The 20,789-nt window shown below is 52.2% G+C and carries 20 protein-coding genes, 1 pseudogene and 1 other annotated feature; of the genes and pseudogenes, 11 read left to right on the top strand and 10 right to left on the bottom strand.

Annotated elements, in window-relative coordinates:
* Positions 1 to 84: 84 nt before the first annotated feature.
* The 5 genes from sbmC to phsA form a co-directional block, all read right to left on the bottom strand.
* Positions 85 to 552, bottom strand: a complete 468-nt coding sequence (sbmC, locus tag JSN25_RS19060) for a DNA gyrase inhibitor SbmC (protein WP_085047965.1) — start codon at positions 550 to 552, stop codon at positions 85 to 87.
* 124 nt (positions 553 to 676) lie between these two features.
* A complete protein-coding gene (gene dacD, locus JSN25_RS19065) occupies positions 677 to 1,849 on the bottom strand; it encodes a serine-type D-Ala-D-Ala carboxypeptidase DacD (RefSeq protein WP_069323527.1) in 1,173 nt (390 codons plus the stop codon).
* A 139-nt stretch (positions 1,850 to 1,988) separates the two neighbouring features.
* Entirely contained in the window at positions 1,989 to 2,756 is a 768-nt protein-coding gene (gene phsC / locus JSN25_RS19070; RefSeq protein WP_204525246.1) for a thiosulfate reductase cytochrome B subunit, read from the bottom strand.
* Positions 2,753 to 3,331 (bottom strand): thiosulfate reductase electron transport protein PhsB, encoded by a 579-nt coding sequence (phsB, locus tag JSN25_RS19075; RefSeq protein WP_069323525.1) that lies wholly within the window; start codon positions 3,329 to 3,331, stop codon positions 2,753 to 2,755. Before phsB ends, phsC begins: the two co-directional genes overlap by 4 nt.
* Positions 3,332 to 3,345: 14 nt before the next feature.
* On the bottom strand, positions 3,346 to 5,619 hold the full coding sequence (gene phsA, locus JSN25_RS19080; protein ID WP_204525247.1) for a thiosulfate reductase PhsA: 2,274 nt from the start codon (positions 5,617 to 5,619) through the stop codon (positions 3,346 to 3,348).
* A 392-nt stretch (positions 5,620 to 6,011) separates the two neighbouring features.
* Between phsA and sbcB the strand changes: the two genes are divergently transcribed.
* Positions 6,012 to 7,436, top strand: coding sequence for an exodeoxyribonuclease I (gene sbcB, locus JSN25_RS19085; RefSeq protein ID WP_204525248.1), 1,425 nt, complete (start codon positions 6,012 to 6,014; stop codon positions 7,434 to 7,436).
* Between the two features lie 60 nt (positions 7,437 to 7,496).
* Here sbcB and plaP read toward each other — a convergent pair whose 3' ends face one another.
* From plaP to JSN25_RS19105, 4 genes and pseudogenes are all read right to left on the bottom strand, one after another.
* Complete coding sequence (gene plaP / locus JSN25_RS19090; protein WP_003030167.1) at positions 7,497 to 8,858, bottom strand: putrescine/proton symporter PlaP; 1,362 nt, start codon at positions 8,856 to 8,858, stop codon at positions 7,497 to 7,499.
* Entirely contained in the window at positions 8,848 to 8,910 is a 63-nt protein-coding gene (yoeI, locus tag JSN25_RS22515; RefSeq protein ID WP_110498811.1) for a membrane protein YoeI, read from the bottom strand. The genes plaP and yoeI overlap by 11 nt, the downstream gene beginning before the upstream one ends.
* A gap of 162 nt (positions 8,911 to 9,072) precedes the next feature.
* Positions 9,073 to 10,057, bottom strand: a pseudogene (locus JSN25_RS19100) (LysR substrate-binding domain-containing protein).
* A 41-nt stretch (positions 10,058 to 10,098) separates the two neighbouring features.
* On the bottom strand, positions 10,099 to 10,923 hold the full coding sequence (locus tag JSN25_RS19105; RefSeq protein WP_085047959.1) for an SDR family oxidoreductase: 825 nt from the start codon (positions 10,921 to 10,923) through the stop codon (positions 10,099 to 10,101).
* Positions 10,924 to 11,097: 174 nt separating this feature from the next.
* Here JSN25_RS19105 and hisL point away from each other — a divergent pair, with 174 nt between their 5' ends.
* The 9 genes from hisL to hisIE all read left to right on the top strand — a co-directional run bounded on the left by hisL (position 11,098) and on the right by hisIE (position 18,327).
* Positions 11,098 to 11,145, top strand: a complete 48-nt coding sequence (gene hisL, locus JSN25_RS19110; protein ID WP_100250077.1) for a his operon leader peptide — start codon at positions 11,098 to 11,100, stop codon at positions 11,143 to 11,145.
* Positions 11,121 to 11,243, top strand: a sequence feature (His leader region). Its footprint overlaps the gene before it by 25 nt.
* A gap of 44 nt (positions 11,244 to 11,287) precedes the next feature.
* Positions 11,288 to 12,187, top strand: a complete 900-nt coding sequence (hisG, locus tag JSN25_RS19115; RefSeq protein ID WP_038641718.1) for an ATP phosphoribosyltransferase — start codon at positions 11,288 to 11,290, stop codon at positions 12,185 to 12,187.
* Positions 12,188 to 12,192: 5 nt separating this feature from the next.
* The gene (hisD, locus tag JSN25_RS19120; protein WP_204525249.1) at positions 12,193 to 13,497 is read left to right on the top strand and encodes a histidinol dehydrogenase; all 1,305 of its coding nucleotides are present in this window, start codon (positions 12,193 to 12,195) and stop codon (positions 13,495 to 13,497) included.
* Positions 13,494 to 14,573: a histidinol-phosphate transaminase gene (hisC, locus tag JSN25_RS19125; protein ID WP_121529232.1), complete on the top strand. Its 1,080-nt coding sequence runs from the start codon at positions 13,494 to 13,496 to the stop codon at positions 14,571 to 14,573. The genes hisD and hisC overlap by 4 nt, the downstream gene beginning before the upstream one ends.
* Positions 14,570 to 15,637 carry a bifunctional histidinol-phosphatase/imidazoleglycerol-phosphate dehydratase HisB gene (gene hisB / locus JSN25_RS19130; protein WP_204525250.1) on the top strand — a complete coding sequence of 356 codons (1,068 nt, stop codon included), beginning with the start codon at positions 14,570 to 14,572 and terminating at the stop codon, positions 15,635 to 15,637. Before hisC ends, hisB begins: the two co-directional genes overlap by 4 nt.
* On the top strand, positions 15,637 to 16,227 hold the full coding sequence (gene hisH, locus JSN25_RS19135; RefSeq protein WP_038641727.1) for an imidazole glycerol phosphate synthase subunit HisH: 591 nt from the start codon (positions 15,637 to 15,639) through the stop codon (positions 16,225 to 16,227). Before hisB ends, hisH begins: the two co-directional genes overlap by 1 nt.
* The gene (hisA, locus tag JSN25_RS19140; protein WP_069323519.1) at positions 16,227 to 16,964 is read left to right on the top strand and encodes a 1-(5-phosphoribosyl)-5-[(5-phosphoribosylamino)methylideneamino]imidazole-4-carboxamide isomerase; all 738 of its coding nucleotides are present in this window, start codon (positions 16,227 to 16,229) and stop codon (positions 16,962 to 16,964) included. Before hisH ends, hisA begins: the two co-directional genes overlap by 1 nt.
* Positions 16,946 to 17,722, top strand: a complete 777-nt coding sequence (hisF, locus tag JSN25_RS19145) for an imidazole glycerol phosphate synthase subunit HisF (protein ID WP_038641731.1) — start codon at positions 16,946 to 16,948, stop codon at positions 17,720 to 17,722. Before hisA ends, hisF begins: the two co-directional genes overlap by 19 nt.
* Entirely contained in the window at positions 17,716 to 18,327 is a 612-nt protein-coding gene (hisIE, locus tag JSN25_RS19150; RefSeq protein WP_038641733.1) for a bifunctional phosphoribosyl-AMP cyclohydrolase/phosphoribosyl-ATP diphosphatase HisIE, read from the top strand. The genes hisF and hisIE overlap by 7 nt, the downstream gene beginning before the upstream one ends.
* 77 nt (positions 18,328 to 18,404) lie before the next feature.
* On the opposite strand, the gene wzzB is transcribed toward hisIE, so the two are convergent.
* Positions 18,405 to 19,385, bottom strand: a complete 981-nt coding sequence (gene wzzB / locus JSN25_RS19155) for an LPS O-antigen chain length determinant protein WzzB (protein WP_204525251.1) — start codon at positions 19,383 to 19,385, stop codon at positions 18,405 to 18,407.
* A gap of 399 nt (positions 19,386 to 19,784) precedes the next feature.
* Between wzzB and JSN25_RS19160 the strand changes: the two genes are divergently transcribed.
* Positions 19,785 to 20,789, top strand: coding sequence for an NAD-dependent epimerase (locus tag JSN25_RS19160; protein ID WP_204525252.1), 1,005 nt, complete (start codon positions 19,785 to 19,787; stop codon positions 20,787 to 20,789).

Raw genomic sequence — 20,789 nt, forward strand, 5'->3', positions numbered from 1 at the left:
ATGCACTCCGTCAGCGAATAGCAAATAACAGAATTGTACTCGTTTTTTGCCTGAAAATATCATCCTGATTTGCATCAAAAACAGTTACTTCGACTGCACCGGTATGTACATTTCAATGTCCCAGTAGTCATCCTCGATGCCATTGTTCATGTACACTTCAAAGCAGGGTTTAGCAGCTATTTCGAAAGTCGTATCTTGCATCAGGCAGTCAAAAAACTGGTACCACGGCGTCGCAAAGTCATGATTTTCTACACGCGCAACGGCAACAGCATAGTCGCCACCCGCCACTTCGGTCAGGATCACCCCTTCGCTGTTTTCCGGGATCGCAAAATCTTCAGGCACAGATACCACGGTATCGCAACGCAGTTTCTCCGCCGGGACAACGTCAGGATTGTCGTAATAAACGGCTATCCATTCCAGCGGAACAATTTGCTTCCCGTCGACCCACTTCATTAACTGCTCAAAACCTTGCTTTACCGTTTGTTCCCACGGACCAACCATGTGAAAACCGGCAATCCTGCGTTTATCGACCTGTTTAATCTCGTACTCCATATAACCTCCGTGATTACACTGTATGTATATACAGTGTAATTTTTAGGTATTTCGGCCACAAGTAAATAGTGATTATTATGTGAGCAGATTCGCACTCTTGCCAGTCAGGCATTCCAGGAAATAACTACGCCTTGTGGTGGAAATAATCGCTCAGACGCGAGAAAACGCCACCTTCGCTGACGGACTCCAGCGTAACCAGAGGCCAGTGCGCCACCAGCTTATCCCGATCGTAGAGTTCAATTTCACCCACACGCTGATGTGCCGCGATTGGTGCAACCAGTTCTTTCTTATCAAGGACATATTTTGCTTTAATGTTAGCCACTTCCGCTTTAGGCAGGGCCATCCAGAAATCCTGCTCGGTGCCCAGGCTGATTTTTTCTTTGTCGCCATACCAGATCCGTTCAGTACCGACCTGCTTACCGCTACGCAAAACCTGCACCGTATCGAAGTTTTGTTGTCCCCATTGCAGCAGCTTACGCGCCTGGTCTTCGCGCCCTTTCGCACTCTCTGCTCCCATCACAACCGCAATCAGTCGACGCTGTCCATCAACGGCGGAAGCGATCAGATTGAACCCGGCACCGGACGTATGCCCTGTCTTCAGACCATCCACGTTCATGGTTTTATCCCACAACAGGCCATTACGGTTTTGCTGCGTGATTCCGTTCCAGGTAAGGCTTTTCTCACTGTACATATGGTAGAAATCCGGTTCACCATGGATGATAGCTCGCGACAATACGGCCAGATCGTAAGCAGAGCTATGCTGACCAGGCGCATCCAGACCATGGACCGTTTCAAAATGGGTATCCTGCAGGTTCAGCTTTTGCGCATAGTTGTTCATCATCGCGACAAACTGCGGTTGTCCCCCGGCGATGTAATCAGCCAGCGCCACGCAAGCATCATTCCCGGAATCAACAATTAGCCCGCGGCTGAGGTCGCGCACCGAAACGCGATCGCCTTGTTTCAGGAACATCAAGGATGAACCGACGAATACCGGATTGTCTTTCGCCCAGGCATCGCGCCCAACAGTGACAATATCGGTTGGACTAATGCGCTTACTGTCGATTGCGCGGTCAACAACATAGCCGGTCATCAGCTTGGTCAGACTGGCGGGGTTACGTTGCTGGTGTTCATTACCGGCTGTCAGAATTTGGCCCGTGGTGTAATCCATTAATACCCACGCCCCGGCATTTATCGCAGGCGGCTGTGGGGCGAAGCTGGCGGCATCGGTCGCCCAGGCGGACGTAAAACTCATCGTGAATAGTGAAGCGGCAATAAACAAACGGCGTTTCAACAGCATGTCCTCAGAAAAGGGAGAAATAGCCGTTCTTTTTACGGAAGTTCTGTCGAACAAACTTGAATAAATTGCAAGAAAATGTGACATAAGGCACATTTTCTTGCTGTCATACAAGGCTGTCAGCGACAAACCGCGCGCGAAATTATCCTTTGCGTGGCGCAGTCTCTGCGTGATGGCTGCGATGGCGATGGTAGCCGTCGATCATACTGCGGAAAATTTGCCCTGGCGTGTCGCCCAGCGTACACAGGTAAATATGTGCGCAGATAAACAGTAAGCCGACAATCGCTAGCGCCATATGCAGCACCAGCATTATCGGCCCCGCCCCTGACACCTGCGGGTAGAGGCATAACAACCCGGTGATGATCAACAGCGGAACCAGCGCGTACATAATGGCCAGGTAGGCCAGTTGTTGCAGTGGGTTAAATTTATCCTTTGCAGTTGCGGCAAACGGGTGCGGCTCGCCTTTCATGATGCCATACAGATAAAAGCGCGTTTGCAGCAGGCAGCGTGATATCAACCCGTTTAACTTCACGCGATAATGGCAGCCGTTGCCGCTGGTTGCGTTTATTAACACAAAGCCAATCCAGAAGGCCAGCAATGCGAAGCCGCACCAGGTATGTACCTGCACCATCAACGCTACCGGCCCGACAGAGAAGTGGCCAAACAGGCCGCTCAGCAAAAGCAGAATAAAGAGCAGCGCATTTCCCCAGTGCCAACGGCGAACAGCCAGCGAATAGAGGTACTCCCGGTGCTCCTCTCCGGTTACCGTTTTCGGCGCCAGCATCCGACGTAACAGCGCGTGCGTGATCAGCCCTGCAATCATCAGCACAACAATAACGCCCGCATAAATGAGCCACAGCGGCCAGTAGTCCGGCGTATAGTTAAGTTCCGCTCCCCAGATAGAATTCATACTTTACCCTCCTGATGGATCTCTTTACGCCGATAAACACTCACCGGGCCACTACGCGTATCCTGCTGGCGATAAACCTCTTTTTGATTGATCCAGTGCTGGATTTCCGGGTCATCGCGACGACCAAACTTCAACGCATCCGTCGGACAAACGGAAACGCAGGCGGGGGACTGTTCAACATCCAGACGGGTATCCGCGCAGAAATTACATTTGTCTGCGATTCCCGTTTGCGGATTGAGGTAGCGCACATGGAACGGACAAGCAGCGACGCAGTAGTCACAGCCAATACAGCGGGACTTATCCACCTGCACAATGCCGTTTTCATCGCGGAATGATGCACCGGTTGGACAAACGCTGACGCACGGCGCATCTTCACAATGCTGGCAAGAAACACGAACAAACTGGAAATGGGAAAGCGCCTCGGGTTCATGTTCCGGTGAACGGATCTGCACCTGTAAGCGGCTAAAACCTTCAGGCACGTCATTCAGTACTTTGCAGGCAACCGTACACGCCTGACAACCAATGCAGCGTTTTTCGTCATGCAGCATGACATAAGGGTTTGTTGATTGATTCATGATGTACTCCTTTCTCATGCCCGACGAAGCGTAACGCCAGCGGTGTGAACCACCGTACCTGACACCGGACTGGTGACATGCGGAAGCAAATTACCGCAATGAATACCGTGCGTCGTCGCGGCTGTTTTGGCTCCTGCCTTGGCGCCAAATCCCATATAAACGAATAGCGTATCGGGTCGAATACCAGCGGTGACCAGCGCTTTGCCTTTTTCCTTACCGGTTGCATTTTCCAGCCAGATGTCATCGCCGCTTTTGATGCCTTTTTCACGGGCCGTTTGCGGGTGGATCCACACCGCGTTGTCCCACATCAGCTCACTCAGCAGTGGCACATATTGCGTTGCGCCATTGGTATGAACCGCCACTTTGCCCTGAATAAAATAGAGTTCATTGTCGCCTTTGAGCGCAAAATTGCGGGCGCGAGGAACACCGTAGCCTGGCAGGAGTGTTTCCAGCTCGGCAGAGTAGAGTTCGATTTTTCCTGACGGGGATTTAAAACGCAGCTGCTCACCATAAGTGCCGTCGCTATCAACCGCTACCGCGCCCGGATAGCGTGCCACAAACTGACGCACCGCTTCGGGTTCGCGCAGCAATAGCGGAACACCCCACTCGCGATACCCTTTCTGACGCAGCTCAGCAGATAACGCATGATCGCCATTAAGCTGGTACAGCTGGCGCGTTTGCATATCCTGCCATGGGTAGAATTGCCCAAGGCCTAACTGAACAGCCAGTTCTTTCCAGATTTGCCAGCTCGGACGCGCGTCACCGATAGGCTCAACCACCTGCTGACGCAGGGCATAGGCTGGATTCAGGCCCGACATATCAGAAACTTCTTCATCGCGCTCAAGGTAAGTACATTCAGGCAAAAGATAATCGGCATACGCCGCGCTTTCGCTTAAATAGACATCGCAACTGACCACCAGGTCGAGCTGTTCAACGGTCTTGACCAGGTCTGGTCGACAGGTCACGGTCTGGAAAGGGTTGTGTCGGGACATGATCCATCCCTTCACCGGATACGGCGTTTGCTTTAAGACGGCATCAATAATGCTTTGCACTACGCCGCCGCCGGCCGCGATGTACTTGAACTGCGGGGCCACCAGATCGATACGCTGCGCCGTTGGCTTGGGTAATTTGGCATCGGGTTTTGCCAGCACGGGAGCGACTTTCTCTCCGGCCAGCTTATTGTACGTTGCCGCCGCTTTTTTCTGATACAACCCACCCTCACGCTCAATATTTCCAAGTAACACATTGAGGGTGAAAATCATGCGCCGCATATCAATTTCTTCTTGCGAAAACGTCGCACGATGACCCGGACTGACAATGGCGTGAGGCGCTCTGGCTGCCATTTCGCGGGTGACCCGGATAATCACATCGGCAGGCACATCAGCGAGCTTTTGCGCCCATTCCGGCGTGGTCTCCTGGACCGCCTCAGCCAGTTGGTCAAACCCTGTGGTGTAGCGTGCCACAAAGTCTGCGTCATACAGATTTTCTTTGATCATGACATGACACATGGCCATCAGCACCGGTAGGTCACCGCCAGGCTTAAGCGCATGCCATTCATCCGCTTTGCTGGAGAAGACGGACAAACGGGGATCAAAGCTGACCATCTTCGCGCCCTTTTCCTGCGCGGTCATCAGTTCATGGGTGTCGGCGACTTCAATACCTTCATAGAGGTTATGGCCAAAAGAGACCATATAACGGGTATTGACGATATCCATGGCTAAATCGCCACCCATCATAACTTTAGCGGCAATCGCTTTTCCGGCGGGGCATGTCGAGGCGTGAGTAAACGTGTTCGGCGATCCAAAAGCCGTCGCGAGGTGAAATAAATGGCCGGAAAGCGAACCGGACTTGGAAGAGAATACGACCCCCTCAGGACCATGCTGCGCTTTTATTGCCGTCATTTTTTCGGCAATTTCTTTATATGCCTGCTGCCAGCTAATTACCTGCCACTCACCGCTCCCGCGAGGTCCTGTGCGTTTCATCGGTTTAACAATACGATGCGGGTCGTTGACCAGGCTAACACCGCTGCCTCCGCGCGCGCAGACACGCGTCCCCTGCTGAGGCGCATTAGGGTTTCCTTGAATAAAAACCGTCTTATTATTTATTACCTGAGCCTGAATTGGGCAGCGAAAAGAACACATTTCGCACAAACTTGGCGTCAGGGATGTTTTCCCTTTTATGTGCTCGGGAGAATTCCGCGCCAGTGCGCCTGGTGGAAAACTGCCTATCGCACAGGCTGAGCAACCTATACCCACCCCTCGTAAAAAATTACGCCGACTTATGCTCATATAACCTCCTGTTATTAGATATATCCAATTATTATATGGAGTTTATATTATTAATTTTTAACCTCACTCACATTTTATTACAATGCATACAAGCGCATTAATAGAAATATAATATCGTTGTTTTTAAAAGACTTTTAAAGCATCCAGAAAACAGAAGATGAAATAACAATAATGGTTATCAATTAACTTATTTCCCAGGGTGTGATTTTAAGAAAGTTTATTCCAGTAATTTCCTTTAACGGTAAGAAAATAATTAATCATTCGTTCAAAGCCGTGTTCAGCGCAAATTTCTTGCGTAAGCCATTCCGCATCGATAATCCTCTTGCTGATTACCTCGCTATTTTTTGGTATTCTTGGATAAGCGCTAAATTGATCCCGGACATAACTGAACAATGAATGACGGCAAGCAGCAACCTGGTTTTCTCTTCCACGATTACGAGACTTTTGGTACCCATCCGGCGCTGGACAGACCCGCGCAATTTGCGGCTATCCGCACAGATAATGATTTCAACATTATCGGTGAACCTGAAGTCTTTTATTGCAAACCCGCAGATGATTATCTGCCACAGCCCGAGGCGGTGCTGATTACCGGCATCACCCCGCAAGAAGCACGTGAAAAGGGAGAAAATGAAGCTGCTTTTGCTGCGCGTATTCACGCCCTGTTTACCGTACCGAAAACCTGTATTCTGGGCTATAACAACGTGCGCTTCGATGATGAAGTGACGCGAAATATCCTGTATCGCAATTTCTATGATCCCTATGCCTGGAGCTGGCAGAACGATAATTCGCGCTGGGATCTGCTGGATGTAATGCGTGCCTGCTATGCCCTGCGTCCTGAAGGTATTAACTGGCCGGAAAACGACGATGGCTTGCCTAGCTTCCGCCTGGAACATTTGACCAAAGCGAATGGGATTGAGCATGCCAATGCCCACGATGCAATGGCCGATGTGTATGCCACGATTGCGATGGCGCAATTAGTCAAGTCACGCCAGCCACGTCTGTTTGAGTATCTCTATAGCCATCGTAATAAGCACAAACTGGCGGCGCTAATTGATGTGCCGCAGATGAAGCCGCTGGTCCATGTCTCGGGCATGTTCGGCGCATGGCGCGGTAACACCAGTTGGGTGGCGCCACTGGCCTGGCATCCGGAAAATCGCAACGCGGTTATCATGGTCGATCTGGCCGGTGATATTTCACCGCTGCTCGAACTGGACAGCGACGCGCTGCGTGAGCGGCTCTATACCGCTAAGGCAGATCTGGGAGATAACCCCGCAGTGCCGGTTAAACTGGTGCACATCAACAAATGTCCGGTACTGGCACAGGCGAATACCCTGCGCCCGGAAGATGCCGATCGTCTCGGTATTAACCGCCAGCATTGTCTGGATAATCTCAAAATTCTGCGCGAAAACTCACAGGTACGCGACAAGGTCGTGGCTATCTTTGCCGAGGCGGAACCCTTTGCGCCATCGGATAACGTAGATGCCCAGCTGTACAACGGCTTTTTCAGCGATGCCGACCGCGCTGCGATGAAAATCGTTCTGGAAACCGAACCGCGCAATTTACCAGCGCTGGATATCACCTTTGTCGATAAACGCATTGAAAAGCTGCTGTTTAACTACCGCGCGCGTAACTTCCCTGGAACGCTGGATGAAGCCGAACAACAGCGCTGGCTGGACCATCGTCGTCAGGTATTCACGCCGGAGTTTTTGCAAAATTACGCCAATGAATTACAGATGCTGAGTCAGCATTATGCGGATAACAAAGAGAAGCTGACGCTGCTGAAAGCACTCTGGCAATATGCGCAAGAGATTGTCTAAATCCCACGTATAAAAAAACGGAGAACATGTCTCCGTTTTTTTTTCAGCTAAATGCAGTTATTACGCGATATCTTCGTCGTACTGCGGAACCGGGTTGCGGAAGCTTTTGGTCACGCACGCCAGGTAGATCAGACCGATACCCGCCCAGATCAGGCCCAGAACCATTGAGCTTTCTTCCAGGTTCACCCACAGCGCGCCAACGGTCAGCGCACCGCACATTGGCAGGAACAGGTACTGGAAGTGATCTTTCAGCGTCTTGTTACGCTTCTCACGGATCCAGAACTGGGAGATTACCGACAGGTTAACGAAGGTAAACGCCACCAGCGCACCAAAGTTAATCAGCGCCGTCGCCATCACCAGGTCGAAGTTGATTGCCAGCAAAGCAATCGCCCCAACCAGAATGATGTTCATGGACGGAGTACGCCATTTCGGGTGTACATAACCGAAGAAACTTTTCGGGAATACGCCGTCACGACCCATCACGTACATCAGACGCGCAACGCCTGCATGCGCCGCCATACCGGACGCCAGTACGGTAATGGTAGAGAAAATCAGCGCGCCGACCTGGAAGAACTTACCAGCAACATACAGCATGATTTCCGGCTGCGAAGCATCCGGATCCTTAAAGCGCGAGATATCCGGGAAGTACAACTGCAACAGATAGGTGGAGACGATAAAGATCAGGCCACCAATCAGCGCAGTCAGGAAAATCGCACGCGGGATCACGCGTTCAGCGTCTTTGGTTTCTTCTGACAGGTTGCTGATACCGTCAAAACCGGTGAACGAGAAGCACAGGATGGTAGCCCCGGTGATCATCGGGATCACGTGCGCATCACCCGACCAGAACGGACGGCTACTCGCCAGCGTACCGGCGCCTTCCCCTTCGAACACACCATAAACGACCATGCCGAGGATCACTGCAATCAGCACCACCTGCAACAACACGATCACGGTGTTGAAATTAGCGACGGACTTGAGGCTACGCAGGTTGAAGGCGGTCATAAAGGCCACCAGCGCCACCACGAACATCCACGATGGAATCGAAGGCACCAGCGCTTCAAAATAAATTTTCGCCAACAGAATGTTGATCATCGGCGCGAACAGGTAGTCCAGCAGCGATGACCAGCCAACCATAAAACCAACGGTCGGGCTAATGGATTTCTGAGCGTAAGTGTAGGCAGAGCCTGCGGACGGATAGCGGCGTACCAGTTTACCGTAGCTTAGTGCGGTAAAGAGGATGGCGATCAGTGCGAAGGCGTAAGCTGTCGGGACGTGACCATCGGTCATTCCTGAGACGATACCGAATGTATCGAACAGCGTCATCGGCTGCATATAGGCAAGGCCCATCATGACAACCGGAACCAGCGTAAGCGTTTTACGTAATTCCACGCGAGAGGTGTTTGGAGTAGCGTTATGCGACATGGTTATCCTCCATTACGGCGAAAACCGTCGCGTAAGCAAAAAATTGCCCCATTTTTTGTTAATCCTCAGCGACAACAACTGTCGATTTTTAAGTAAGTATCTATCCGGTACGAAGCCCGGCCTCTTTTATGAATGATTGGTTTGATGCAAAAAAATAACCGACGCGTATTAAAACGTCGGTTAATGTCATTTTTTGCAAGCGGCGTATTTTGCACTAATTTGGGGAGAAATAACAAGAGATTGAAGCAACTGTAAAAAAATATTTTTTCTCAACTGATTGATTTATCAGCATCCGTTTTAACGTACACCCCGGCAATAGCACTATTTGCTAAAATCTCGTCCCGCCACCAGGCGCTGGCAAGCCCGGCGGTCTGTTCATTCCACCCTATCCACACGGGTTCAAACAGAATTTGTCCAACCACTTTCTTCTCAATCAGCGCGCCGCTGTCCAAAAATCGCTGCGCCAGATAACGGGGAATATATCCGCATCCCAGACCACTGATTTGCAGCTCCAGCTTGGTTTTGAAGTCAAAAACGGTAATCGCTTCCTGATCGTCCAACACCTGAACGCCGGAGATGTTCGCTTGATGCACATTCTCTCCCACCGCGATGGCGCGAAATCGTCGAATAGTACGCCGATGTAACGGTTCCTGTTCCTGCGCCAGCGGATGATGCGGCGCAACCACAAACACCTGTTCCAGCGCGCCCAGCCGCGCAAAACCAAATTCGCTCCCCGCCGGCGGTTCGTGCATAGCGCCGACAATAATATCCGCCCGCCCCTGAGTAAGTGCATCCCAGGAACCACCCAGCACGCCGTTAATAAACTTCAGGCGCGTCACACTGTGATGTTGATAGAAGGATTCGATAAGGGGGGCCAGCAGTGAAAAGGGAAACGTATCATCGACGCCGATGACCAGTTCATTCTCCCAGCCTTCATGAAGTTTAATGGCTTGCTTTTCGAGTTCGCGGACGGAGTGCAATACCTCTCGCCCCTTTTCCAGCAGCATTTGACCGGTGCGGGTAAACTTAGCCCGGTGCCCACTGCGATCTAATAACTGAATATTAAGATCGCTTTCCAGTTTATGGACGGTGTAGCTAAGCGCAGACGGCGTCTTATACAATTTTGCCGACGCCGCCGCGAAACTGCCCTCTTTTTCTAACGCATCGAGGATGATAAGAACGTCCAGCAGTGGTTTCATACTCGCCCCCTGGCGGTATACAGCGACACTCTACTGGCCTGTCACTCCATCGGCATCACCAGCGGATCGGGATACTGGTACTCAAATCCAAGCTCATTACAAATACGGCTGCCATCAATGACTTTACCTTTACCGTTATCCGCACCGCCGCGAAATTCCGGCGGTTCCATCCCCAACTGGCGGGCCATCTGCGGATAGAACACGTTACGCGCCGGATGCATAGGCGCACATATATTATAGATGTGTCCCCCTTTGGGCGCTTGCAGCAGCAACGTGATGGCAGAAACGACATCATCCAGATGCACCAGATTGACGCCATGGTGTCCATCTGGCGCCGTCTTGCCAGCGAAAAAGCGGCCAGGATGTCTTCCCGGGCCAACCAGTCCGGCCAGTCGCAGAATATCTACCGAGGTACCAGGCAGGTTATGCAACCAGTCTTCAAGATCTTTCAGAACACGCCCGCTGGCGGTGACCGGGTTACGCGGCGTTCCCTCTTTCACGATGCCCTGGATATCGCCATAGACCGACGTCGAGCTGGTAAAAATAATCCGCGGGATCCGGTACGCCAGCGCACTGTCAACCAGTTCCTGCATGGCCTGCAGGTAAAATGTCTCCCCCGGCCCGCTACGGCGCGCAGGTAGCGTTATAACCAGTGCATCAGCGTCCATGAGCGCGTCGAGATCGTCAGCCTCACAGACCAGTTCAGGCTCTAGGCGCAGCGAGTAACTCTCGATACCGCTCATACGGGCCGCTTCTACCCCATCCAGTGTGGTTTTGCTGCCGGTAACCTGCCAGCCTCTCGCCGCCAGCGACATGGCTAACGGCATGCCTAACCAACCTAACCCGACAATTGCGACCTTTTTCATGCCTTCTCTCCTGACTTTTGGCCTATAACGCAAGGCTACGCCAGCCCACGGTGGCTGACAATTCATAGTATCAATATGAAATGAATTAATGATCAAAAAAAGCCCTTGCTTTCCGTAGCTAAAGTGGTTTAGGTTAAAAGACATCAAATGAATAAACATTCATCGAGAAAATTTATGACACGCGCTCAATTTAAACACCATCATCACCATCATCCTGACTAGTCTTTCAGGCGATGTGTGCTGGGAGACATTTAAATCTTCCAGCGGTGCATGAGCGTATGAGAAAGCCCCCGGAAGATTTCTTCCGGGGGCTTTTTTTGTGCGTGACCCAAACTGATTCAGACAGGATAACGAGGAACAAACAATGTTAGACAACACCCGTTTACGCATAGCTATGCAGAAATCAGGCCGTTTAAGCGACGATTCACGCGAATTACTGGCCCGTTGCGGCATTAAAATTAATCTTCACACTCAGCGCTTAATTGCGATGGCAGAAAATATGCCGATTGATATCCTACGCGTGCGTGATGACGATATCCCAGGTCTGGTGATGGACGGCGTCGTTGATCTGGGCATTATTGGGGAAAACGTTCTGGAAGAAGAGCTGCTCAACCGTCGGGCACAGGGTGAAGATCCTCGCTATTTTACCCTGCGTCGTCTGGACTTCGGCGGCTGCCGTCTTTCGCTGGCGACGCCGGTTGATGAAGCCTGGGATGGCCCGGCAGAACTGAACGGGAAGCGTATCGCCACCTCTTACCCGCACCTGCTCAAGCGTTACCTCGATCAAAAAGGAGTGTCATTTAAATCCTGTCTGTTAAACGGTTCTGTCGAAGTCGCGCCCCGCGCGGGCCTGGCCGATGCAATCTGCGATCTGGTGTCAACCGGCGCGACGCTTGAAGCTAATGGTCTGCGTGAAGTGGAAGTGATATACCGCTCTAAAGCGTGTCTGATTCAGCGCGATGGCGAAATGGCCGCAGCCAAACAGCAACTGATCGACAAACTACTGACCCGCATCCAGGGGGTTATTCAGGCTCGTGAATCCAAATACATCATGATGCACGCACCGAGCGAGCGTCTGGACGAAGTTATCGCCCTGCTGCCTGGCGCTGAGCGCCCAACCATTCTGCCACTGGCGGGTGATCAGCAGCGCGTGGCCATGCACATGGTCAGCAGCGAAACCCTGTTCTGGGAAACAATGGAAAAACTGAAAGCGCTCGGCGCCAGCTCCATTCTGGTGCTGCCGATTGAGAAGATGATGGAGTAACGACCATGAGCTTCAACACCCTGATTGACTGGAATAGCTGTAGCCCTGAGCAGCAGCGCGAATTACTGATGCGCCCGGCGATTTCCGCCTCTGAAAGCATTAGCCGCACGGTGGCCGAGATCCTTGAAAATGTCAAAAACAACGGCGACCAGGCATTGCGCGAATACAGCGCGAAGTTTGATAAAACCGAGGTCGGCGCGCTGCGCGTCACTGAGGAAGAAATTCAGGAGGCCGGGAATCGTCTGAGCGACGAGCTGAAACAAGCCATGCAGGCGGCAGTACGTAATATTGATACTTTCCACAGCGCGCAGATCCTGCCGCCGGTGGATATCGAAACCCAGCCGGGCGTGCGCTGCCAGCAGGTTACCCGCCCCATCGCTTCCGTGGGCCTGTATATTCCAGGGGGATCGGCACCGCTGTTCTCTACTGTATTAATGCTGGCGACCCCGGCGCGTATCGCGGGCTGTAAAAAAGTGGTGCTGTGCTCGCCGCCGCCGATTGCCGATGAAATCCTCTACGCCGCGCAACTCTGTGGCGTGAAAGAAGTGTTTAACGTGGGCGGCGCACAGGCCATTGCCGCGCTGGCACTGGGCACGGAGTCTATTCCAAAAGTCGATAAAATCTTTGGGCCGGGCAACGCCTATGTGACCGAAGCCAAGCGCCAGGTCAGCCAGCGTCTTGACGGCGCGGCAATCGATATGCCCGCCGGACCGTCCGAAGTATTGGTTATCGCCGACAGCGGCGCAACGCCGGATTTTGTCGCCTCCGACCTGCTCTCTCAGGCCGAGCACGGCCCGGACTCGCAGGTGATCCTGCTAACGCCGGACGCTAAGCTTGCCGAAGGCGTGGCCGAAGCCGTTGAACGCCAGCTCGCCGAGCTGTCCCGCGCCGACACCGCGCGTCAGGCGCTCTCCGCCAGCCGTTTAATCGTGGCGAAAGATCTGGCACAGTGCGTTGAAATCTCCAACGCCTACGGTCCGGAGCACCTGATCATTCAAACCCGCAATGCACGTGAGCTGGTGGAAGGCATAACAAGCGCTGGTTCGGTGTTCCTTGGTGACTGGTCGCCGGAATCCGCAGGCGACTATGCTTCCGGCACTAATCACGTGCTGCCAACTTACGGCTATACCACTACCTGTTCCAGTCTGGGTCTGGCTGATTTCCAGAAACGGATGACCGTACAGGAATTAACACCACAAGGTTTCTCTGCGCTGGCCGCCACCATTGAAACCCTGGCCGCGGCTGAGTTGCTGACCGCCCACAAAAATGCCGTCACCCTGCGCGTTAACGCCCTGAAGGAGCAAGCATGAGCACTGACAACTTTCTCAGCGTCACTGATTTAGCCCGTAAGAATGTCCGCGAGTTAACGCCTTATCAGTCTGCCCGCCGTCTTGGCGGTAACGGCGACGTCTGGCTCAATGCGAATGAATATCCCACCGCCGTTGAGTTTCAGCTAAGTCAGCAAACGCTGAACCGCTATCCGGAGTGCCAGCCGAAAGCCGTGATTGAGAATTACGCGCAGTATGCAGGCGTCAAGCCGGAGCAGGTGCTGGTCAGTCGTGGCGCAGATGAAGGGATCGAGCTGCTGGTGCGCGCTTTTTGCGAGCCGGGTAAAGATGCGATTCTGTACTGTCCGCCGACTTACGGCATGTACAGCGTCAGCGCTGAAACGATTGGCGTTGAATGCCGTACCGTCCCGACACTTGACGACTGGCAACTGGATTTACAAGGTATCGCGGACAAGCTTGATGGTGTGAAGGTGGTCTACGTATGCAGCCCTAATAACCCAACGGGCCAGTTGATTAAGCCGCAGGATCTGCGTTCGCTGCTCGATATGACGCAGGGTAAAGCTATCGTGGTTGCCGATGAAGCGTATATCGAGTTTTGCCCGCAGGCCACGCTGGCGGGCTGGCTGTCTGAATATCCGCACCTGGTAATTTTACGCACACTGTCCAAAGCGTTTGCTCTCGCCGGTTTACGCTGCGGGTTTACGCTGGCAAATGAAGAAATTATCAATCTGCTGTTAAAGGTGATCGCCCCTTACCCGCTCTCTACACCGGTGGCGGATATCGCCGCCCAGGCGCTGACGCCGCAAGGCGTTGCCGCCATGCGCCAACGCGTCCAGCAGATCCTGCAAGAGCGTCAGTACCTGGTGGAGAACCTGAAAACAATTCGCTGTGTAGAACAGGTTTTCGATTCTGAAACCAACTATGTTCTGGCGCGCTTCACCGCATCCAGCAGCGTATTTAAATCTTTGTGGGATCAGGGCATTATCTTACGAGACCAGAACAAACAACCTTCGTTAAGCGGCTGCCTGCGTATTACTGTCGGAACCCGTGAAGAGAGCCAGCGCGTCATTGACGCCTTACGTGCGGAGCAAGTATGAGCCAGAAGTATCTTTTTATTGACCGTGATGGAACCCTGATTTCCGAACCGCCAAGTGACTTTCAGGTCGATCGCTTTGACAAACTGGCTTTTGAGCCGGAAGTCGTTCCCGTTTTACTGAAGCTGCAAAAAACGGGTTTTAAGCTGGTGATGATCACCAACCAGGATGGACTGGGAACCCAGAGCTTTCCACAGGCCGATTTTGACGGTCCGCATAACCTGATGATGCAAATATTCACCTCTCAGGGCGTGAGGTTTGATGACGTGCTGATTTGCCCGCACTTGCCGGCCGATGAGTGTGCTTGCCGTAAGCCAAAAGTGAAGCTGGTTGAGCAGTATCTGGTTGAACAGGCTATGGACACCGAGAACAGCTACGTCATTGGCGATCGTGCCACAGATATTCAACTGGCTGAAAACATGGGGATTAGCGGATTACGCTATCACCGGGACACCCTGAACTGGGCGATGATCGGCGAGCAGTTGACCAAACGTGACCGCTACGCCCACGTTGAGCGCAATACCAAAGAAACGCAGATTGACGTCAAAGTCTGGCTGGACCGCGAAGGCCAAAGCAAAATCAATACTGGCGTTGGCTTCTTTGACCACATGTTGGATCAAATCGCCACCCACGGCGGTTTCCGTATGGAGATAGCCGTCAAAGGCGATCTGTATATTGACGATCACCACACCGTAGAAGATACCGGTCTGGCGCTGGGTGAGGCCTTAAAGCTGGCATTAGGTGATAAACGTGGTATCAACCGTTTTGGTTTTGTCCTGCCGATGGACGAATGTCTGGCACGTTGCGCGCTGGATATCTCCGGACGTCCGCACCTGGAATACCGCGCTGAGTTTACCTACCAGCGCGTTGGCGATCTGAGCACGGAGATGATTGAACACTTCTTCCGCTCACTCTCCTACACCATGGGCGTTACCCTGCACCTGAAAACCAAAGGAAAAAATGACCACCACCGTGTGGAAAGCCTGTTTAAAGCCTTTGGCCGCACGCTGCGTCAGGCGATTCGCGTAGAAGGCGATACGCTACCCTCCTCAAAAGGAGTGCTGTAATGAACGTGGTGATCCTGGATACCGGCTGCGCCAACCTGAATTCGGTGAAATCCGCCGTTGCGCGCCATGGATACGACCCGGTTGTCAGCCGCGATGCGGATGTGGTGCTCCGGGCCGATAAGCTATTTCTACCCGGCGTTGGTACTGCGCAGGCGGCTATGGACCAGTTGCACGAGCGTGAACTTATTGAGCTGATTAAGGCCTGTACACAACCGGTGCTGGGGATCTGCTTAGGTATGCAACTGCTTGGTCGCCGCAGCGAAGAGAGTAACGGTGTCTCCCTGCTGGGCATTATTGAACAGGACGTCCCCAAAATGACCGATTTTGGCCTGCCGCTGCCGCATATGGGCTGGAACCGTGTGTATCCACAAGCAGGCAATCGTCTGTTCCAGGGTATTGACGATGGGGCCTATTTCTACTTTGTCCACAGCTACGCGATGCCAGTGAACCCATGGACCATCGCCCAGTGTCATTACGGTGAACCGTTTACTGCGGCAGTCCAAAAGGACAATTTCTTTGGCGTGCAGTTCCACCCGGAACGTTCGGGTGCGGCTGGGGCGCAGTTGCTGAAAAACTTTCTGGAGATGTAATGATTATTCCGGCATTAGATTTAATCGACGGCACGGTGGTGCGTCTTCATCAGGGTGATTACGCACAGCAACGTGATTACGGCAACGATCCACTGCCCCGCCTGCAGGATTACGCGGCACAAGGCGCACAAGTACTGCACCTGGTCGATCTGACCGGGGCAAAAGATCCGCAGAAACGACAAATACCGCTGATTAAAACGCTGGTCGCGGGCGTCAATGTTCCGGTGCAGGTTGGCGGCGGTGTGCGTACTGAAGCGGACGTTGCGGCGCTGCTTGACGCCGGCGTGGCACGCGTGGTGGTCGGTTCGACGGCGGTAAAATCCCCTGAGGAAGTTAAGAGCTGGTTTACCCGTTTTGGCGCCGACGCGCTGGTGCTGGCGCTGGACGTACGCATTGACGAACACGGTAATAAACAGGTTGCGGTCAGCGGCTGGCAGGAAGATTCCGGGGTTTCACTGGAAGAGCTGGTGGAAACCTATTTACCCGTTGGTCTGAAGCATGTGCTGTGCACTGATATCTCCCGCGACGGTACGCTGGCGGGTTCAAACGTCGCGCTTTATGAAGAAGTGTGCGCTAAATATCCGCAGGTGGCGTTTCAGTCATCTGGCGGTATAGGTGGAATTGAGGACGTAGCCGCCCTGCGCGGGACTGGGGTTGGCGGCGTGATCGTCGGACGAGCCCTGTTGGAAGGTAAGTTCACCGTTGAGGAGGCCATCCAATGCTGGCAAAACGCATAATTCCTTGTCTGGACGTTCGCGATGGACAGGTGGTAAAAGGCGTCCAGTTTCGCAATCACGAGATTATTGGCGACATCGTTCCTCTGGCAAAACGCTATGCCGATGAAGGCGCAGATGAACTTGTCTTCTACGATATCACCGCCTCCAGCGATGGCCGTGTAGTCGATAAAAGCTGGGTATCGCGCGTGGCGGAAGTGATCGACATTCCGTTCTGCGTTGCCGGTGGGATTAAGTCCATTGATGATGCGGCGCGTATTCTCTCCTTCGGGGCGGATAAAATCTCCATCAACTCCCCGGCGCTGGCTGACCCGGAGCTTATCACGCGTCTGGCGGACCGCTTTGGCGTACAGTGCATCGTGGTGGGTATCGATACCTGGTATGACGCCGCAACCGGTAAATATCACGTTAACCAGTATACCGGTGATGAGAGTCGTACCCGCATCACGCAGTGGGAAACGCTGGATTGGGTGCAGGAAGTGCAGAAACGTGGTGCAGGCGAAATCGTGCTGAACATGATGAATCAGGACGGTGTGCGTAACGGCTATGACCTGGAGCAGCTGAGAAAAGTGCGCGACGTTTGCCACGTACCGCTGATTGCCTCCGGTGGCGCAGGCACCATGGAACACTTTCTCGAAGCCTTCCGTGATGCTGACGTTGACGGCGCGCTTGCCGCTTCCGTTTTCCACAAACAAATTATCAATATTGGCGAGTTAAAAACGTACCTGGCAACACAGGGCGTGGAGATCAGGATATGTTAACGAAGCAACAATGTCGCGAACTGGACTGGGAAAAAACCGACGGATTGATGCCGGTCGTGGTGCAGCATGCGGTATCCGGCGAAGTATTGATGCTGGGTTATATGAACCCTGAGGCGCTGGATAAAACGCTTGAAAGCGGTAAGGTAACCTTTTTCTCGCGGACCAAACAACGCCTGTGGACCAAAGGTGAAACCTCTGGCAACTTTCTTAATGTGGTTAACATCGCGCCTGACTGCGACAACGACACCCTGCTGGTGCTGGTTAACCCGATTGGGCCAACCTGCCACAAAGGCACCTCAAGCTGCTTTGCTGACACCAGTCATCAGTGGCTGTTCCTGTATCAACTGGAACAACTTCTGGCTGAGCGTAAAACCGCCGATCCGGCAAGCTCTTACACGGCCAAGCTGTATGCCAGTGGCACCAAACGCATTGCGCAGAAAGTGGGGGAAGAAGGCGTGGAAACCGCACTGGCCGCCACCGTGCACGATCGTTTCGAGCTGACGAATGAAGCCTCTGACCTGATGTACCACCTGCTGGTTCTGCTACAGGATCAGGAGCTTGATCTGACCACCGTGATTGAGAACTTACGTAAGCGTCATCAGTAATCGGCAGACGTAAAAAAAACCGGGCGCTGTGAACTGCCCGGTTTTTTTGTGCTCAGAATAAAACTGCTGTCGGCCTGCTACGCTCTGGCTTTGTAACCACGCAGCGCATTTCGCCCCAGCACGATACCGGCACCAATCATTCCCCCCAGCAAAACGGCCAGTACCAGGGTAATGGCTTTTTTCGGACTGTCACGACGAATCGGTAACGTTGGTTTCATCACGTAGCGATAGGAGTGCAACTCTGCCCCTTCAAGCTTAAGATTTCTGATATCCAGCAGTTTTTGTTTTGTCTGGAAGTAGTTATCAGACAATATCAAAGGACGCGTAGCCTCGTGTTCAACCATAGATTTCAGGGCATCACTACCCAACAGGAACATACTATCCTGTGTAACATCCTGAGTTTGCTGAATTTGCGGCTTAGTCACACCCGCCTGTTCAGCATAACGCAGCGCTTCCTGGATTTGCTTAATTCGCAGATCTTTTTGTTCCTGAGCGACCACTTCCTGAGTCTTCAGAGAATCTTCTAGAGTACTGGTTTGCAGCTTGACGTTATCAGCCAGGTCAAGCTCCAGCTCTTTAGCAACATTTTCATCTGTTTGTTGAATGTATTCAGCCAGCTGACGCTGAGCATCTTCTGGAGAACTCGCCACATAGGAGACCGCTAACGGAAGTGGTTGGCCTTTAACAGACTGCTCAATCGACAGTTTCTGTGGTTCTTCCTGATTAGCAAGCGTTTCTGCCAGGGCAGAGAAAGAGGTACTGAAACGACCAACCACATTTGTCTGAAGTTCAGTCACCTTAGGCGCGTTAGTGCCATACAACACGTTGAGGGCGTTGTTAAAGGTGGCAATTTGTCCAACATCGGGTTGAGTAATAATCGCGGTAGAGGTCCATTTCTCTTTAGCAACCGCCAGATAGCCCACCGCCAGAACTATGGCAACGACAATCGCGACAACGATAGTGACTTTCCCACGCCATAACTGCATCAGCAAATCAATCAGATCAATCTGTTCCGGATCGTTACCGCGCCCGGACATGTTGTTATCACTTACAGACATAGATACCCTAATTAAGGAAGGAAGGACTTAAACTCGAATTAGTTTAGCTAAAAATTGAAGCAATTCCATAGGATTAATGATAAAAAATCAAATTGATTGAGAGATTTTGATTGGTATTTTAGTCTCTTGAGAAAAAAGGAAGGAATTAAAAAAAGTGTCAATACTGAAAGGCCAATCTTTGCAGGAAAAGCGTCAAACCGCGGGTTAAATGTCATCAAGCGTAAATGCCAGACATTCTCGTAAATTAAATTCACGGCATGAATATTTATTAACTTACCACTAAAAATGGCATGCGTAAAAAGGATAATCATTAGCTTTTTTGCCATCTGACGGTATTATTTCACTTTTCGTCGCACCTGATAGTGCCAGGCTGCTTTTTAGCCGAAAAGAGGAACGAACATGAAATACCTGGTTACGGGGGCTGCTGGTTTCATCGGCTTCCATGTTAGCAAACGCCTCCTTGGGGCTGGCCATCAAGTGGTCGGTATCGATAATCTGAACGATTACTACGACGTGAGTCTTAAGCAGGCCCGTCTGGAGCTGCTGGTACATCCCGGCTTCCAGTTTCATAAGATTGATTTAGCCGACCGGGAAAGCATGTCAGCACTCTTCGCATCCGGGCATTTTGATCGTGTGATCCATCTCGCTGCACAGGCTGGCGTACGCTATTCACTCGAAAATCCTCATGCTTACGCAGACTCCAATCTCACTGGCTTTCTGAACATACTGGAAGGTTGTCGGCATAATAAAATTCAGCATTTACTTTATGCCTCTTCCAGCTCGGTATACGGCATGAATCGCAAAATGCCTTTCTCAACGGATGATTCCGTCGATCACCCCGTATCCCTGTATGCTGCAACCAAAAAAGCCAACGAACTGATGGCCCATACGTATTCTCATCTGTACGGATTGCCCACAACCGGCCTGCGTTTCTTTACCGTATACGGTCCGTGGGGTCGCCCGGATATGGCGCTGTTCAAATTCACCAAAGCGATGCTGGAAGGGAAAAGTATTGACGTCTATAACTACGGCAAAATGAAGCGTGACTTTACCTATATTGGTGATATCGCAGAAGCAATTATTCGCTTGCAGGATGTCATTCCTGCGCCCAACGGGGAGTGGACTGTTGAAGGCGGTTCCCCGGCAACCAGCTCCGCGCCGTATTGCGTCTACAATATCGGCAATAGTTCACCGGTTGAACTGATGGATTATATCAAGGCGCTGGAAGAAGCGCTTGGCATCGACGCGACCAAAAATATGCTCCCGCTACAACCCGGTGATGTGCTGGAAACCAGCGCGGACACCAAAGCACTGTATGACGTTATTGGTTTTAAACCGACAACAACGGTTAAAGATGGGGTTAAGAACTTTGTTGACTGGTACCGTGATTTTTATAAAGTTTAA

Source organism: Citrobacter cronae, assembly GCF_016893685.1.
Classification (GTDB): domain Bacteria; phylum Pseudomonadota; class Gammaproteobacteria; order Enterobacterales; family Enterobacteriaceae; genus Citrobacter; species Citrobacter werkmanii.

Coding starts and splice junctions, on each gene's coding strand:
- sbmC (WP_085047965.1), bottom strand. CDS start 552: ATGGAGTACGAGATTAAACAGGTCGATAAACGCAGGATTGCCGGTTTT.
- dacD (WP_069323527.1), bottom strand. CDS start 1,849: ATGCTGTTGAAACGCCGTTTGTTTATTGCCGCTTCACTATTCACGATG.
- phsC (WP_204525246.1), bottom strand. CDS start 2,756: ATGAATTCTATCTGGGGAGCGGAACTTAACTATACGCCGGACTACTGG.
- phsB (WP_069323525.1), bottom strand. CDS start 3,331: ATGAATCAATCAACAAACCCTTATGTCATGCTGCATGACGAAAAACGC.
- phsA (WP_204525247.1), bottom strand. CDS start 5,619: ATGAGCATAAGTCGGCGTAATTTTTTACGAGGGGTGGGTATAGGTTGC.
- sbcB (WP_204525248.1), top strand. CDS start 6,012: ATGAATGACGGCAAGCAGCAACCTGGTTTTCTCTTCCACGATTACGAG.
- plaP (WP_003030167.1), bottom strand. CDS start 8,858: ATGTCGCATAACGCTACTCCAAACACCTCTCGCGTGGAATTACGTAAA.
- JSN25_RS19105 (WP_085047959.1), bottom strand. CDS start 10,923: ATGAAAAAGGTCGCAATTGTCGGGTTAGGTTGGTTAGGCATGCCGTTA.
- hisG (WP_038641718.1), top strand. CDS start 11,288: ATGTTAGACAACACCCGTTTACGCATAGCTATGCAGAAATCAGGCCGT.
- hisD (WP_204525249.1), top strand. CDS start 12,193: ATGAGCTTCAACACCCTGATTGACTGGAATAGCTGTAGCCCTGAGCAG.
- hisC (WP_121529232.1), top strand. CDS start 13,494: ATGAGCACTGACAACTTTCTCAGCGTCACTGATTTAGCCCGTAAGAAT.
- hisB (WP_204525250.1), top strand. CDS start 14,570: ATGAGCCAGAAGTATCTTTTTATTGACCGTGATGGAACCCTGATTTCC.
- hisH (WP_038641727.1), top strand. CDS start 15,637: ATGAACGTGGTGATCCTGGATACCGGCTGCGCCAACCTGAATTCGGTG.
- hisA (WP_069323519.1), top strand. CDS start 16,227: ATGATTATTCCGGCATTAGATTTAATCGACGGCACGGTGGTGCGTCTT.
- hisF (WP_038641731.1), top strand. CDS start 16,946: ATGCTGGCAAAACGCATAATTCCTTGTCTGGACGTTCGCGATGGACAG.
- hisIE (WP_038641733.1), top strand. CDS start 17,716: ATGTTAACGAAGCAACAATGTCGCGAACTGGACTGGGAAAAAACCGAC.
- wzzB (WP_204525251.1), bottom strand. CDS start 19,385: ATGTCTGTAAGTGATAACAACATGTCCGGGCGCGGTAACGATCCGGAA.
- JSN25_RS19160 (WP_204525252.1), top strand. CDS start 19,785: ATGAAATACCTGGTTACGGGGGCTGCTGGTTTCATCGGCTTCCATGTT.